At 43.7% G+C, this 14,112-nt stretch carries 16 protein-coding genes; 7 read left to right on the top strand and 9 right to left on the bottom strand.

Annotated features, from left to right (window positions below):
• The first annotated feature begins 398 nt into the window (after positions 1 to 398).
• Positions 399 to 941 carry a gamma carbonic anhydrase family protein gene (locus PP2015_RS00150; RefSeq protein WP_058028316.1) on the top strand — a complete coding sequence of 181 codons (543 nt, stop codon included), beginning with the start codon at positions 399 to 401 and terminating at the stop codon, positions 939 to 941.
• Here PP2015_RS00150 and PP2015_RS00145 read toward each other — a convergent pair.
• Positions 924 to 1,163, bottom strand: coding sequence for a DUF1488 family protein (locus tag PP2015_RS00145; protein ID WP_058028314.1), 240 nt, complete (start codon positions 1,161 to 1,163; stop codon positions 924 to 926). The genes PP2015_RS00150 and PP2015_RS00145 overlap by 18 nt on opposite strands.
• 1 nt (position 1,164) lies before the next feature.
• A complete protein-coding gene (aroE, locus tag PP2015_RS00140) occupies positions 1,165 to 1,983 on the bottom strand; it encodes a shikimate dehydrogenase (protein WP_058028312.1) in 819 nt (272 codons plus the stop codon).
• Positions 1,984 to 2,006: 23 nt separating this feature from the next.
• Between aroE and PP2015_RS00135 the strand changes: the two genes are divergently transcribed.
• Both PP2015_RS00135 and PP2015_RS00130 read left to right on the top strand, forming a co-directional pair.
• Positions 2,007 to 2,465: a group II truncated hemoglobin gene (locus tag PP2015_RS00135; RefSeq protein ID WP_058028310.1), complete on the top strand. Its 459-nt coding sequence runs from the start codon at positions 2,007 to 2,009 to the stop codon at positions 2,463 to 2,465.
• A gap of 101 nt (positions 2,466 to 2,566) precedes the next feature.
• Complete coding sequence (locus PP2015_RS00130) at positions 2,567 to 4,177, top strand: methyl-accepting chemotaxis protein (RefSeq protein WP_227009215.1); 1,611 nt, start codon at positions 2,567 to 2,569, stop codon at positions 4,175 to 4,177.
• A 76-nt stretch (positions 4,178 to 4,253) separates the two neighbouring features.
• On the opposite strand, the gene hemF is transcribed toward PP2015_RS00130, so the two are convergent.
• The 6 genes from hemF to PP2015_RS00100 all read right to left on the bottom strand — a co-directional run bounded on the left by hemF (position 4,254) and on the right by PP2015_RS00100 (position 9,131).
• Positions 4,254 to 5,168, bottom strand: coding sequence for an oxygen-dependent coproporphyrinogen oxidase (gene hemF / locus PP2015_RS00125; protein ID WP_058028308.1), 915 nt, complete (start codon positions 5,166 to 5,168; stop codon positions 4,254 to 4,256).
• Positions 5,169 to 5,170: 2 nt separating this feature from the next.
• Complete coding sequence (gene tsaC, locus PP2015_RS00120) at positions 5,171 to 5,740, bottom strand: L-threonylcarbamoyladenylate synthase type 1 TsaC (protein ID WP_058028306.1); 570 nt, start codon at positions 5,738 to 5,740, stop codon at positions 5,171 to 5,173.
• Entirely contained in the window at positions 5,740 to 6,306 is a 567-nt protein-coding gene (locus PP2015_RS00115) for a DNA topoisomerase family protein (RefSeq protein WP_058028303.1), read from the bottom strand. Before PP2015_RS00115 ends, tsaC begins: the two co-directional genes overlap by 1 nt.
• 89 nt (positions 6,307 to 6,395) lie before the next feature.
• Positions 6,396 to 6,869: a DUF494 family protein gene (locus tag PP2015_RS00110; protein WP_058028302.1), complete on the bottom strand. Its 474-nt coding sequence runs from the start codon at positions 6,867 to 6,869 to the stop codon at positions 6,396 to 6,398.
• Positions 6,870 to 6,871: 2 nt separating this feature from the next.
• Entirely contained in the window at positions 6,872 to 7,969 is a 1,098-nt protein-coding gene (dprA, locus tag PP2015_RS00105; RefSeq protein WP_058028300.1) for a DNA-processing protein DprA, read from the bottom strand.
• A gap of 40 nt (positions 7,970 to 8,009) precedes the next feature.
• Entirely contained in the window at positions 8,010 to 9,131 is a 1,122-nt protein-coding gene (locus tag PP2015_RS00100; protein ID WP_058028297.1) for a LysM peptidoglycan-binding domain-containing protein, read from the bottom strand.
• 118 nt (positions 9,132 to 9,249) lie between these two features.
• On the opposite strand from PP2015_RS00100, the gene def reads away from it, so the two are divergent.
• From def to trkA, 4 genes are read left to right on the top strand one after another with little or no spacing between them, the layout of a single operon-like run.
• Complete coding sequence (gene def, locus PP2015_RS00095; RefSeq protein WP_058028296.1) at positions 9,250 to 9,759, top strand: peptide deformylase; 510 nt, start codon at positions 9,250 to 9,252, stop codon at positions 9,757 to 9,759.
• 27 nt (positions 9,760 to 9,786) lie between these two features.
• Positions 9,787 to 10,731, top strand: coding sequence for a methionyl-tRNA formyltransferase (gene fmt / locus PP2015_RS00090; RefSeq protein WP_058028295.1), 945 nt, complete (start codon positions 9,787 to 9,789; stop codon positions 10,729 to 10,731).
• A complete protein-coding gene (gene rsmB, locus PP2015_RS00085) occupies positions 10,731 to 12,014 on the top strand; it encodes a 16S rRNA (cytosine(967)-C(5))-methyltransferase RsmB (protein WP_058028294.1) in 1,284 nt (427 codons plus the stop codon). The genes fmt and rsmB overlap by 1 nt, the downstream gene beginning before the upstream one ends.
• Positions 12,015 to 12,025: 11 nt before the next feature.
• Positions 12,026 to 13,402: a Trk system potassium transporter TrkA gene (gene trkA, locus PP2015_RS00080; RefSeq protein ID WP_058028293.1), complete on the top strand. Its 1,377-nt coding sequence runs from the start codon at positions 12,026 to 12,028 to the stop codon at positions 13,400 to 13,402.
• Positions 13,403 to 13,417: 15 nt separating this feature from the next.
• Here the strand turns inward: trkA and PP2015_RS00075 are convergent, their stop codons facing one another.
• Positions 13,418 to 14,107, bottom strand: a complete 690-nt coding sequence (locus tag PP2015_RS00075; protein ID WP_058028292.1) for a flagellar brake domain-containing protein — start codon at positions 14,105 to 14,107, stop codon at positions 13,418 to 13,420.
• Positions 14,108 to 14,112: the final 5 nt, after the last annotated feature.

Raw genomic sequence — 14,112 nt, 5'->3', positions numbered from 1 at the left:
ACTCGATGAGTTACCGCAGCCTCGCTGCGAAGTGGAGCGCCATAATAACGACTTCACTTTTTATGTCAACACTTAATTTTAAAAAGTTATTTAAGATTAAGTTTTATTTGACTCGACATCGTTTTGATTTGCTTTTCAGCGTCTCGCCCCGTGTCAGTGGGGTCGCATTATAGGGAGAGCAGAAAATTACGCAACCCCTTTTTTAAAGAAAAATGCAAAAAACTGACTGTTCGCGTGTATTTTAAACGAAACGTCTGTTTTTGATACTTTAACGCTGTAATTTTGGTCACTTCTGAGTGTTAACTGCTATTTTTAAGCCATGGTAAATTGCTCGCTTTGACTCTACACTAATTACAAAGCATAAATAACATCTCAATAAAACTCGGGGCTCTACAAAAATGATAAGAAGTTATAAAGGGATCTATCCTAAATTAGAAAAATCCGTCTATGTTGATGAATCTGCCGTTTTAGTCGGTGATATCACTCTTGGTGAGGATAGTAGCGTTTGGCCTTTGGTTGCAGCGCGAGGAGATGTTAACTATATACAGATCGGTGAGCGCACTAATATTCAAGATGGTAGCGTACTTCATTTAACGCGCAAGAGCGCAAACAACCCCGAAGGTTACCCACTTATTATTGGTGATGATGTGACAGTCGGCCATAAGGTCATGCTACATGGCTGTAAGCTTGGAAACCGTATATTAGTGGGTATGGGCGCGATTGTGATGGACAATGCGATTGTCGAAGATGATGTCATCATTGGTGGCGGTGCATTAGTGCCACCTAATAAGAAACTTGAATCAGGCTATCTATATGTAGGTAGCCCGGTGAAACAAGCTCGTCCGTTAACTGATTCAGAGTTAGCCTTCTTGAAAATATCAGCACTCAATTATGTTGAGCTAAAAGATGATTACTTAGCAGAGTCAGACTCGGCTAAGTAATACTTCCCCTTCTGCTGAGTAGCTTTCTTCTTCGATAAGCGCCTCAGCTTGCATTTCATAATCAAATTGATGCTCTGCAAAGTGGGTAAGCGCTTTAACCTCTTCTCCTTCAAATGCAACACAGCAACGAATGATTAAACCAGAATTCATCGCTGTGAACTCTATTCTTTGTTGAGTCGCATTAAAACTCGCATCATCATTAAATAAGATTGCTTGATTCATGTTAGCCCTTAGCAAATGTATTTATAACTGGTGTTAATTCGGGCATATCACCTTGCCAAAGATAATATGCTTCTGCGGCTTGCCCTATTAGCATACCAATTCCATCTACTAACTTGGTTTTCGGGTTAATAGACCCCACCCATTTTAAGAAGCTAGTTTGCTCATTGCTATAAAACATATCGTAAGCAAGGTGACATTGCGTAAAAACAGTCTCCGATATATTTGGAAGTTCACCGGTCACACTTGATGATGTCGAGTTAATCACAACTTGATAATTCGAATTTGTTATCTCGTCTAAGCCGATCCCTTTGACATGACCATAAGCAGAAAACTGCTCAGCCAATAACTCAGCTTTCTCTTGGGTGCGATTCGCAATGGTGATGTCTTTCACCCCAGCTTGAAATAAAGGATAAATACACCCTCTTGCGGCACCACCGGCACCTATAAGCAAAACAGATGCGCCATCCAGTTTGCATTCATTACGAATTAAGTCAGCCACTAACCCAGCGCCATCTGTGTTATCACCAAGTAATCGACCATCATCTAACTTCTTAATGGTATTCACGGCTCCCGCTAGCTGTGCTCTTTCTGTGAGTTCATCTACCAGCTCAAACGCACGCTCTTTAAAAGGCAAAGTGACATTAGCCCCTTCACCTGCTTGGTTTGTAAAAAAGTCTTGTGTGAATGCCTCAAATTCATCTAATGGCGCTAGCAAAGCTTGATAATCTATTTGCGTTGAAAACTGCTCTGCAAATTGCCTATGGATCTGTGGCGATTTAGAATGTTTTATCGGATTACCAAATACCGCGAATTTACCCATTAAATAAGCCCAGTGAATAGTTTATGAAGCAGCTAATTAAACGCATCTTCAACAAAGATGCAAGTAAAGAACAAGAGAGTAATATGCACGAAACCCCAACGGTAGAAAAATCACCTTATGAAATTTTAGGTGGGGAAGCAGGTGTTAAAGCCTTAGCGGATCGCTTTTACGATGTAATGGCAGAAGAAGAATACGCGAAACCGCTATATGACATGCATCCACAACCTCTAGATAGAATACGTTTAGTCTTTTTTGAGTTTCTATCCGGTTGGCTAGGTGGCCCTGATTTATTTGTTGAGAAATACGGACACCCTATGCTGCGAAAACGCCATATGCCTTTTTCGATAGATAAAGACTTAAGAGATCAATGGATGTTTTGCATGAATAAGGCGCTTGAAATTGAGGTTGATAACCCTCTATTAAGAGTGGGACTAAGAAAATCTTTTGAACAATTAGCTACTCACATGATCAACAAGGACTAAACTATTAACTAATTGTTAAATTAGCTGTGGCTCATTTGCGCTGAATCAAGCCCTCTTATCTCTAAAAGCTGCATAATGGAATGATATATGAGTGAGATTGAATGATTACTGTGAAATCGATACAACATAAAATTTATGCACTTTTAGCGATAACGGGCGTACTTGTACTCATTGCCAGTATTTGGAGTAGCTCAGATCAGCAACAAAAACTTGCTCAAGAGACCGTCGCCGAGAATATCAAGTTATTGGCAGATAACTACTTCGACTCAATTAATACCATGATGCTGACAGGCACTATGGCCAATCGCGAAATACTCAGTGAAAAACTTCGCGCTCACCCTAGCATCGAAGACGCCCACATCATTCGAGCAGAGTTAATCAACAAACTTTACGGTCCAGGCAACCCCAATCAAGCACCAACTACTGATGCTGAACGTGATGCACTAAGAGGTAAAGAAACTTTAGTCATAGAACAACGCGATGACATGCGTGTGATGACATTTCTTAGACCTATGATAGCCAGCAGTGACTATAAAGGCACGAACTGTTTGGGTTGCCACATGGCCAAAGAAGGCGATGTATTAGGGGTTGTTCGTATCAGTTATTCATTAGATGACATAGATAACACAGTGACCAGCAATACTTGGTTAAGCACAGGGTTACTATCGGCCATTTTCGTCTCAGCGTTTGTCATTTTAGGCATACTATTTAGAAAACTATTTATTGTGCGTCTAAAAACCCTTGGCCGCACCATGCGCCTTGCTACACAGAATAAAGATTTAAGCCTACGTATTGATGATGATATCGACGATGAACTTGGGCGTTTAGCGACGAACTTCAATAAAATGATGACAGCATTTAAAGAGAATATGGCGCAAGTCTCCCACTCTTCTCATGTGCTTATTCGCTCGGCAGAAAGTATTTACAACTCAGCAGATACAACAGAACAAGCTATTTTGGCGCAAAAGCAAGGCACAGATTCTGTTGCCGCTGCGATTAATGAATTAGAGAGCTCATCAAGCGAAGTTAAGAACACCACACATTTTGCCTCAGAGAAGTCGGACTCAAGTAATCATCTAGCAGAAGAAAGCATGGCTGTTGCAGAACACACCGAAGCCAGTATTAATCAACTTGCGCAAGATGTTCGCCAAGCCGCAGAGCAAGTGAGTCAATTACAAAACCAAACCCTTGAAGTAGGCAAAGTACTTGAAGTGATCAGTAGTATTGCCGAGCAAACTAACTTGCTTGCACTTAACGCAGCAATCGAAGCGGCACGAGCGGGTGAAGCAGGTCGAGGCTTTGCTGTGGTTGCTGATGAAGTAAGAACGCTGGCAACTCGTACTCATGACTCTACGGATGAAATAAAGCGCACCATTGAAAAACTGCAAAGCGAAGCTGCGCAAACCGTTCAGGCGATGAGTGCATCTTGTGAAGAAGCGGATGACAGAGCCTTACAAGTGAAAAAAGTCGCACAGGCACTCAAAGATATTTCAAATCAGATGCATGAGATTAATGACTTAAACGTACAAATCGCCGATGCCACAGAGCAGCAAAACCTGGCAGCAGAAGAAATTAATCACAGCGTCATTGGTATTCGTGATAACGCGGAAGAATCTTTAAAAGATGCGCACCGCAGTAAACAAGTCAGTGAAGAACTCCTGACTCTAGCGCGCTCTTTGGATGAGCAAGTGCGCAGCTTTAAAGTCGATTAATAATAAGCTTCTTTTATAAAAAAACGGCGCTCACTCGAGCGCCGTTTTTTTATGGACTGCTATTCAAGCTCTGAAGTTAAAGGCTCAACCAGTCTCTTGGTTTTAAGTAAGATTCATATAAATTGGCTTCTAATGAGCCGGCTTCTGGTGTGAAGTCATATTCCCAACGCGCCAATGGTGGCATCGACATTAAAATTGACTCAGTACGACCACCGGTTTGTAAGCCAAACAAGGTACCACGGTCCCACACTAGGTTAAATTCAACATAGCGACCACGACGATAAAGCTGGAATTGACGCTGCGCATCATTCGTTGGCGTGTCTTTACGCTTTTCAATGATTGGTAAGTAGGCATCTAAGAAACCATTCCCTACTGCTTGCATAAAGTCGAAGCTCTTCTCAAACCCCCACTCATTGAGATCATCAAAGAATAGACCACCTACGCCACGGGTTTCACCACGATGCTTTAGGTAAAAATATTCGTCACACCACTTTTTATAGTCGTTATAAACAGTGTCACCAAATGGATCGCATAAGTCTTTTGCAACTTGGTGCCAATGTTTAACATCTTCTAATACAGGATAGAAAGGCGTTAAATCAAAACCGCCACCAAACCACCAAATGGGTGCTTCGCCTTCTTTTTCAGCAATGAAGAAGCGTACATTGGCATGACTCGTTGGGATATGTGGATTTTTAGGGTGAATAACCAAAGACACACCACAGGCATGGAAGCTGCGACCCGCTAATTCTGGGCGATGTGCAGTTGCCGAAGCGGGCATTGACGCACCAAATACATGAGAAAAGTTAACACCGCCCTGCTCGATTACGTCACCATCGCGAATAACACGTGTACGACCACCACCGCCTTCCGCTCTTTCCCATGCATCTTCAACAAATTTCGCTTTACCATCAGCTTGTTCTAGGCCTGCACAAATTGTGTCTTGTAATTGTAATAAGAAGGCTTTGACTGTTTCTAAATTTACTTTTGACATGCTTACTCTCTAATTAGCTGTGTGGTAAAGGCATTTTTAATTTGACTTGGTTTGCTCTCACCACCAAGTGCCCCTTCAACATAAAAGTCGATTTGATCATTAAATACCGCTTTTACTTTGTCTAGTGTTGCTTCTGGTTGTTGCCCTGCAATGTTTGCACTGGTCGACACCAGCGGCTTACCAAATTGCTGACAAAGCTGCTTCACCACCGGGTGTGCACTAACGCGTACCGCGATTGTTGAATGAGCGCCCGTTAACCATTTAGGGGTTGAAGGCTTAGCAGGCAAAGCCCAAGTAATGGCTGCTGGCCACGAAGAAAAAATTTCAGCGCGTTTATCCATTGGAATTTTGCTTTCATCGACATAAGGTAAAAGCTGAGCAAAGTTATCGGCGATTAAAATCAGCCCTTTCTCTTCAGCTCTTTGCTTTAAAGTCAAAATGCGATGCACGGCACTGTGATCATCGGGATCACAGCCAAGACCATACACAGCTTCTGTTGGATAACAAATTACGCCACCAGCACGTAATACAGCTTCAGGCGTATCTTTGCTGGTTTGTTGTTCATGGCTCACTATGATTTCTCTACTTTATGTTGGCAGGATTTCTGCGGGCATTGTAACACAGCTTTATCGCCACGAGATTTCTCAACCATCACCCCCCAACCACATTGCGGGCAAGTCTCATCGACTGGGTGTTGATTCAAACTGTACTTACAATTTGGGTAGGCATCACAGGAGTAGAATTGTTTACCGAATTTATTGTTACGAACAACGAGCTTACCCTTTTTACATTTAGGGCAGTTTGGTAACCCTTCTTCTTCGGGTTCGTCTTCATGCACAATAAAATGGCAGGCAGGGTATCCAGTACATCCGATAAACATACCGTAACGACCATTGCGAATAACCAAAGGCTCCCCACAGTCAGGACACGGTGAGTCGTCGAGTACTTTGATGTCGTGATTATCATGCTGGGCGAGAGAGCGAATATAGTCACACGCAGGGTAATTGGCACAACCCAAAAATGGCCCATTTTTGCTGTGCTTCATCACCAGCTCAGAGCCACATTTAGGACAAATTTCATATTCCTTTTCTAATGCATGTTTATCAGCATTAAATAAAGAATGATCAATCTTACTCATACATGCCACCCACTTAGCTCGATTTGAATTGCGCCTAATATAACCGTGCTAAAGTTAGGGTCAAGTATTGTGCATCAATAAAAGCACGTCTAGTGCAAGTACTCCGTGGGCTCATCGAAGATCAGATCTTCCATTTGCGCATAGGCTTGCTCTTTACCTGGCACATTAAAGAGCACCATTAAGATCACCCACTTTAAGTCATCTAGACTGATCTCAGCCTTTTCAAGGGCCATTAATCGGTCAATGACCATTTCACGAGTCGTGCTATCAATCACACCAACTTGCTCAACAAACATTAAAAAGCCACGGCTTTCAACATCCAGAAGCTGGCACTCTTCTTCGGTATAAATACGGATGGCTTTATCGGCCGTCGCATTTAAGTAAGGAATTTCATCGCTATGTTGTAAATCAGCTAATTGCTCCAGCCAATCCAAGGCTTTGTAAATCTCATCTTGATTAAAACCAGCACGTAATAGCTCGTCAGTTAATTCGTTTTGTTCAACAAAAATATCCGATTCAGAATGGATATAGTTCTCAAATAAGTACATTAAAATATCAAACATGATTAACCCCTCGCTAATTTTATGTAGCCTTCCGCAGTGCGGGCGACTTTATCTTCGAGTTCGAGATCCAGCAGTCGTGCTAATACTTTCTCTACTGGCCATTGAGTCCTATGGGTTATGACATCGACACTGGCCGCTTCAAAACCAAGACTCTTTAATACTGGGCAATTCTCCTTACTGTCTTCTATTGGGGCATTTTCTGCCCTTTCTATATTATATAGACCGTTATTTGGCAAAAAGCTCACATCTTCTAAAATATCAGCCACATTTTCTACTAACTTTGCTCCTTGTTTTATCAGGTGATGACACCCTGCTGCCAGCGGATTTCTGATAGAACCGGGTATCGCAAATACCTCTCTATTTTGCTCAAGCGCATACTTGGCCGTGACTAAAGAGCCGCTTTTTATTTCTGCTTCAACAATTAAGGTACCTAGCGACAGCCCCGAAATAATCCTGTTTCGCCTTGGAAAGTGATGTTGATTTGCCACCGTACCCGGCAAAAACTCACTGATAACCAGCCCTTGCTCAGCCAGTTGCTGATATAAGTAGTTATGTCGCTTTGGATAAACCACATCGACACCTGTGCCTAACACTGCAATGGTATTACCATTACCTGCGAGCGCTCCTTTGTGTGCCGCCCCATCGATGCCCATGGCCATACCTGAGGTGACCGCTATACCTGAACGGGTTAACTGATACGCAAATTCTGAGGCACACTCCAACCCAGGCGGTGTTGCGTTACGACTTCCTACTATGGCAATTTGCGGCTCATTCAGTAATGTAATATTACCTTTGCAGAAAAGTATTAAAGGCGCATGACAGGTTTGTTTAAGTAATTTTGGATAAGTTTCATGCTCGGTATGAATAATTTGAATACTTTGTTGTTCACAAAACTTCTGGAGCTGCTCTATGCGTTTTAAATCAGGAGTGGCTATTTGCTCTGCGATGGTGGGGTTAATGCCGAGTGCTATGAGTTCATCATGGTGTAAGTCGAATAACTCAACAAGATCTATTTTGCTTTCTATGGCTGAGAGCGTTGCACTGCCCAGCCCTTTGGTTAAATACAGTATCAATCCTTGTAACTGCGAAAGTGTTGCCATACTCCCTCCTTAGAGTATCTTGTCATTTATAAGCTTTCGCCTAATTGGCGCTAATGGTGTCTCCCACTCTGATTGGTTGTTGAGAGCGAGTCACCATCGCATAGCTAATATTGTCGTAAACTTTAAATACCATCAGCTCACCGACTTTTTCTTTTGGCATCGTCCACACCACACTGTCTTCGTCGTTTTCTGTGCCAAACATTTCTCTAAAGCCAGTGATAAACTTTTCTAGCTTGTTGGCGTCTTCAACGTAGCGCGGGCCATGTTTGCCCTCAATAACTGTAGGTGACTGTTTGTTAATATCAAGAATATGGCCTTCTTTAAGATTATCGTCACGTCCACGGTTTAATACTACAATGGCAGTTGAACCAAATTCACGCATTTGGTTGTCGCTTGAAATAATCGAGCCGTTGATGGCTTCGGTAGGACGCGTCATATTAAATTGCGCCGAAAAGCTTTGATCTACATTAATCGGCATCAGAACATCATTGGTTTTGATTTCTTGGCGCACCGTTTCAATCTCAACTTTTGCCGGGTGGCCTGCCTCAATATCACCACCAAATATTACCCGCGCGGTACCCACTAAACGCGATTCATACGCTAACGTGTCACCATTCTCAGGATCAATATAGGCCTCACCGCGACGGTAAATACCATAGTTCGCAGATGGATTAAGATTACCCTTTACATATAACAACTGACCTTGGGTGTTACGCAGCACGTTACGATTTGACCCCAGTACAATTGGCTTGCCATCTAGATCATCGGCACCGATGGCTTGGTCGAAACGTAGAAACGGCTCTATCATGGCTAGAGGTAATGTCGGAATAGCGGTGTTTTTTTGCACTACCACGCGAGTTCGAGGAGAAAGCTTCTTCACCCCTTTCTTTAATACTAAACGCGGGTTGCCTTGGGCATCATATTGCAGCGCCAAAACATCACCGGGATAAATTAAATCAGGGTCGTCAATTTGCGGGTTCCATTGCCACAACTCAGGCCAACGCCAAGGCGTGTTTAGATACATGGTCGAAATGTCCCACAAGGTATCGCCTTTCTTTACCACATACTGTTGTGGCGCACCGGCTTTCAACTGTAAAACATCAGCCATGGCAGAAAATTGAGCGCCAACAGAGAGCATTAACGCAGCAATGGTATATTTCATTAAAGCTTCCTTGAGTTATTTTTCGATATTATCAACCAAAACCTGTAAAAGGGAAACGTGAATGGCTAAAATGAAAGCATACACGAATGCATATATAGCTCAATAGTAAAAGGTAACCATGGCTAAGTTAGAAGTATTAAGATTCCCAGATGAGCGTTTACGCACAGTTGCAGAGCCTGTGACTGAAGTAAACGACGAAATTCGTCAAATCGTTAAAGATATGCTTGAAACCATGTATGACGAAAACGGCATTGGTTTAGCAGCTACTCAAGTTGATATTCACAAGCGTATTGTGGTGATCGATGTATCAGAAGAAGGCAATGAGCCACTGGTATTAATCAACCCAGAGATCATCGCGAAAGACGGCTCTACTATCAGCGAAGAAGGTTGTTTATCTGTGCCTCAGTCTTACGCAAAAGTTGACCGCGCAGAACAAGTCACTGTCAAAGCGTTAAATGAAAACGGTGAAGAATATACCTATGAAGCAGATGGCCTACTGGCGATTTGTACTCAGCACGAACTTGATCACCTAATGGGTAAATTATTTATTGATTACCTATCGCCACTTAAGCGCCAGCGTATTCGCAAGAAACTTGAAAAAGAAGCACGCTTAGCGGCTCGTTCTTAATTTAACCTGACAACATTGGAATATTCTGTGACTCAACCATTACGTATTGTTTTCGCTGGTACGCCTGATTTTGCTGCGCGCCACCTTCAAGCACTTATCGATTCAGAGCACCAAGTTGTTGGTGTGTATAGTCAACCAGACCGCCCTGCGGGTCGCGGTAAAAAACTCAAAGCCAGTGAGGTAAAAACCTTGGCGCTTGAGCATGATTTACCCGTTTACCAACCTGAATCATTTAAAAGTGAAGAAGCTCAGCAAGAATTAGCCAGCCTAAACGCCGATGTAATGGTTGTTGTTGCTTATGGCCTATTGTTACCTAAAGTGGTGTTAGACACACCTCGCCTTGGCTGCGTTAACGTGCATGGCTCTATTTTGCCGCGTTGGCGTGGTGCCGCGCCAATTCAGCGTGCACTGTGGGCGGGTGATGCCGAAACTGGTGTAACCATTATGCAGATGGATGAAGGTCTAGATACAGGCGATATGCTGCATATTGCGACTTGTCCAATTACCGCAGAAGATACCAGCGCAAGCCTTTATACCAAGCTTGCCGAGCTTGGGCCACCTGCGCTCATTGAAACACTAAACAGCATGGCTGCAGGCACTGCGGTTGCAGAGCCTCAAGATGATACCCTTGCTAACTATGCCAAGAAGCTCAGTAAAGAAGAAGCTGATATTGACTGGCAAATGGATGCTGCACAACTAGAGCGTAACATCCGTGCATTTAATCCTTGGCCAGTGTGTTTTACTCAAATGCAAGAAAACACCGTGAAAATTTGGCAAGCTGATGTTGTTGAACAAAGTGGCGAAGCAGGTACCGTATTACATGCCGACAAACAAGGTATCGTGATCGCTTGCGGTGAAAATGCGCTACGTATCACGCAACTACAGCCGCAAGGTAAAAAACCTATGTCTGCACAGGACTTCTTAAACGGTCGTGCTGAGTGGGTTGCCGCTGGTAATAAGGTAGGCCAATAATGACCAATGTGCGCGCCCTTGCGGCGCAAACCCTATTTCAGGTTGTCGATAAAGGCCAATCGCTGAATACACAGCTTCCGCTTGCTGCAAAAAACTTATCGCCAAAAGACAAAGCGCTATTACAACAAATTTGTTATGGCGTTTTACGCTACTTACCAAGTTTAGAAAATTACTGCCAGCAACTGCTAGAAAAGCCGCTTAAAGGTAAAAACCGCGTTTTTCAATTTTTACTTTATGTGGGAATTTATCAGTTACAGCATATGCGTGTGCCTGAGCATGCTGCCGTTGCCGAAACAGTAAATGCATTGATGCAAATGCGCGCCGGCGGTCTGAAAGGTTTAGTTAATGCAGTACTGCGTAACTTCCAACGCCAGCAAGACACCTTAGAAGAAAGCAGCCAAGGTAATGATGTTTTAACATTCAATCACCCGGGCTGGTTTATTAAAGCCGTTAAAGAAGCCTACCCAGAACAGTGGCAAGATATTCTTGAGCAAAACCAATTACAAGCGCCTATGTGGCTGCGTGTTAACCAGCACATGGGCAGCACAGAAGAATACTTAGAGGCACTTGATGAGGCGGGTATTCGCGCCGAGTACTACCCAGAATATCAAGACGCCATCATCTTAGATAAAGCCTGTGATGTGGCCAAGCTACCTGGGTTTAAACAAGGTGCAAGTTCGGTGCAAGATGCTGCAGCCCAGCTCGCTGCACGTTTACTTGAACCGCAAGATGACGAACTTATATTAGATGCGTGTGCAGCGCCTGGTGGTAAAACTTGCCATATTTTAGAGCTTGCCAAGGCAAACGTTGACGCATTAGATGCTGACAGTGACCGCTTACTTCGCGTTGAGCAAAACCTTGATCGTATTGGCCTTGAAGCAAACTGTATTCATGCCGATGCGAGTCAGCCAGATACTTGGTGGAACGGTCAGCAATACGATCGCATCTTACTCGATGTGCCCTGTTCAGCCACGGGTGTAATTCGTCGTCACCCTGATATTAAATGGCTTCGTAGAAAAACTGACATTGACGATCTTGCCGAGCTACAAGGCCAGATCCTGAAAAACATTTGGCCACTATTAAAATCAGGTGGTACGTTACTGTATGCAACTTGCTCAGTACTGCCAAAAGAAAACAAACAGCAAGTCGCGCAGTTTTTAGCTGACAATAGCGACGCCATTCACCAGCCTCTTCATGAGAGTGACACACCTGAAGCACCCGGCTTACAGTTGTTACCTGGTTTAACCGATGGCTTTTATTACGCAAAAATAATTAAAAAGTAATTAATCACACTATGAAGATCATCATTTTAGGCGCCGGACAAGTTGGCGGCACCCTAGCAGAAAACCTTGTGGGTGAACAAAACGAAATCACCGTGGTGGATATCGACGGCGATCGTTTACGAGAGCTTCAAGATAAATATGACTTGCAAGGGGTTGCGGGTCACAGCGCACACCCAGATGTACTTCGCCAAGCGGGTGCCGAAGATGCCGATATGATCATCGCGGTGACCAGTTCGGATGAAGTCAACATGGTTGCTTGTCAGGTCGCCTACAGTATCTTCAATACACCAACAAAGATTGCTCGGATCCGCTCTGAGCAATATTTGAAGTATCGTGAGAAGCTATTCCATAACGACGACTTACCCGTAGACCACTACATTGCGCCAGAGCAGTTGGTGACCAAGTACATTCGCCGCTTGATTGATTACCCCGGCGCATTACAAGTACTTCAGTTTGGCGATGGCATGCTGTCACTGGTTGCTGTAAAAGCGTATTACGGTGGCCTGCTAGTGGGCTATGCGCTATCAGCCTTGAAAGAGCATATTCCAAATGTTGATACTCGCGTTGCAGCGATTTACCGCCAAGGTAAAGCCATTAAACCTCTGGGGACGACGGTTATTGAAGCTGATGATGAAATCTTCTTCCTTGCCGCAACCAAGCACATTCGCGCGGTAATGAATGAGTTACAAAAGCTCGAGCAATCTTATAAAAAGATCATGATTGCCGGTGGGGGTAATATCGGTGCGGGCCTTGCGCGCTCGCTTGAGAAAAACCACAGCGTGAAACTGATCGAACGTAATCAAGCGCGTGCCACTGAGCTTTCAGAAATGCTCGACAATACCGTCGTGTTCTGTGGTGACGCTTCAGATCAAGAGCTGCTTTCTGAAGAGCATATTGAACAAGTTGACGTGTTCATCGCGGTTACCAATGATGATGAAGCCAATATTATGGCTGCCATGTTGGCAAAACGTATGGGCGCACAGAAAACCATGGTACTGATCCAACGTGGTGCTTATGTTGACTTGGTCCAAGGTGGTGAGATTGATATTGCTATCTCGCCTCAACAAGCAACCATATCTGCGCTACTCACCCATGTTCGTCGTGGTGATATCGTCAATGTATATTCATTACGTAAAGGGGCCGCTGAAGCCATAGAAGCAGTTGCGCATGGTGATGAAAACACCTCAAAAGTAGTGGGCCGTGCTATCAGCGATATTAAGCTGCCTGTCGGTACTACCATTGGTGCCATTGTGCGTAATGATGAAGTGCTGATTGCCCATGATGACACTGTGATTATGTCTGGCGACCATGTCATCATGTTCTTAATCGATAAAAAGCAAATTGGTGTAGTCGAAAAGCTATTCCAAGTAAGTGCGCTATTCGTTTAGATTCAGCCTATGACGCTATTCTTTTTGATCGGCTTGTAACACTGACAGGTCGATCAAATACTCTTTCATTATGGCTTCCATAAAAGTCTGATCGTTCTTCAATTTTATTCCCAGCATGACCAAACCTTCTTTTTGTTTCACTCGGCAAATCTCACCATTGAGTTTAAATTGCTGGTTTTGTTTACCCTCAAGTAGAATTTCACAGTCTTGCTCTTTTAAATCAGTATTAGGACAAACATCATCACTGTGTAAATCAAACTGAAGACCCGACAAAGAAATATCCTTTATCACGCCAACTTCTGAGTGGTCACTGGTATTAAACACAGCAGGGATTAAAGTCGGAATACGGACTTGCTCACGGAGCTGATAGCTTTGTACGGCACGGGGAAGAAATAAAAAGATAAGCTTAGTCGGGTGTGTCGTCACGGCTTTAATCATACTTTTATAAGCAATGATCTGCCCATCGCCTTGCTCGAGTACAGCACGCACCACCACGTACGTCCCCTCTTTGACATAATCAAGTGCCGCACCTAAACGCTGTGCCGACGGGCAATTCAAAATGATATATTGCCCCGACATATAACCGACAAATTCCGTTTTTAAGCGTTTTGAGCCTGCCGGCATGATCACTTCAATATCTACCGTGCTCCCTGTTGGCAGCTGAGAAATGATAGATACATCTACACTGGTTTGCGACTTTAACATCTTTG

The sequence above is a fragment of the Pseudoalteromonas phenolica genome (assembly GCF_001444405.1).
Taxonomy (GTDB): Bacteria; Pseudomonadota; Gammaproteobacteria; order Enterobacterales; family Alteromonadaceae; genus Pseudoalteromonas; species Pseudoalteromonas phenolica.
The sequence above is the reverse complement of the archived record's forward strand: the minus strand, read 5'-3'. Positions and strand labels throughout refer to the sequence as shown.

What these genes read in the sequence shown, in the direction of transcription:
- aroE (WP_058028312.1), bottom strand. Translation starts at nt 1,983, where the DNA reads ATGGGTAAATTCGCGGTATTTGGTAATCCGATAAAACATTCTAAATCG.
- hemF (WP_058028308.1), bottom strand. Translation starts at nt 5,168, where the DNA reads ATGTCAAAAGTAAATTTAGAAACAGTCAAAGCCTTCTTATTACAATTA.
- PP2015_RS00075 (WP_058028292.1), bottom strand. Translation starts at nt 14,107, where the DNA reads ATGTTAAAGTCGCAAACCAGTGTAGATGTATCTATCATTTCTCAGCTG.
- PP2015_RS00110 (WP_058028302.1), bottom strand. Translation starts at nt 6,869, where the DNA reads ATGTTTGATATTTTAATGTACTTATTTGAGAACTATATCCATTCTGAA.
- PP2015_RS00130 (WP_227009215.1), top strand. Translation starts at nt 2,567, where the DNA reads ATGATTACTGTGAAATCGATACAACATAAAATTTATGCACTTTTAGCG.
- PP2015_RS00145 (WP_058028314.1), bottom strand. Translation starts at nt 1,163, where the DNA reads ATGAATCAAGCAATCTTATTTAATGATGATGCGAGTTTTAATGCGACT.
- PP2015_RS00135 (WP_058028310.1), top strand. Translation starts at nt 2,007, where the DNA reads ATGAAGCAGCTAATTAAACGCATCTTCAACAAAGATGCAAGTAAAGAA.
- PP2015_RS00115 (WP_058028303.1), bottom strand. Translation starts at nt 6,306, where the DNA reads ATGAGTAAGATTGATCATTCTTTATTTAATGCTGATAAACATGCATTA.
- def (WP_058028296.1), top strand. Translation starts at nt 9,250, where the DNA reads ATGGCTAAGTTAGAAGTATTAAGATTCCCAGATGAGCGTTTACGCACA.
- PP2015_RS00100 (WP_058028297.1), bottom strand. Translation starts at nt 9,131, where the DNA reads ATGAAATATACCATTGCTGCGTTAATGCTCTCTGTTGGCGCTCAATTT.
- PP2015_RS00150 (WP_058028316.1), top strand. Translation starts at nt 399, where the DNA reads ATGATAAGAAGTTATAAAGGGATCTATCCTAAATTAGAAAAATCCGTC.
- trkA (WP_058028293.1), top strand. Translation starts at nt 12,026, where the DNA reads ATGAAGATCATCATTTTAGGCGCCGGACAAGTTGGCGGCACCCTAGCA.
- dprA (WP_058028300.1), bottom strand. Translation starts at nt 7,969, where the DNA reads ATGGCAACACTTTCGCAGTTACAAGGATTGATACTGTATTTAACCAAA.
- rsmB (WP_058028294.1), top strand. Translation starts at nt 10,731, where the DNA reads ATGACCAATGTGCGCGCCCTTGCGGCGCAAACCCTATTTCAGGTTGTC.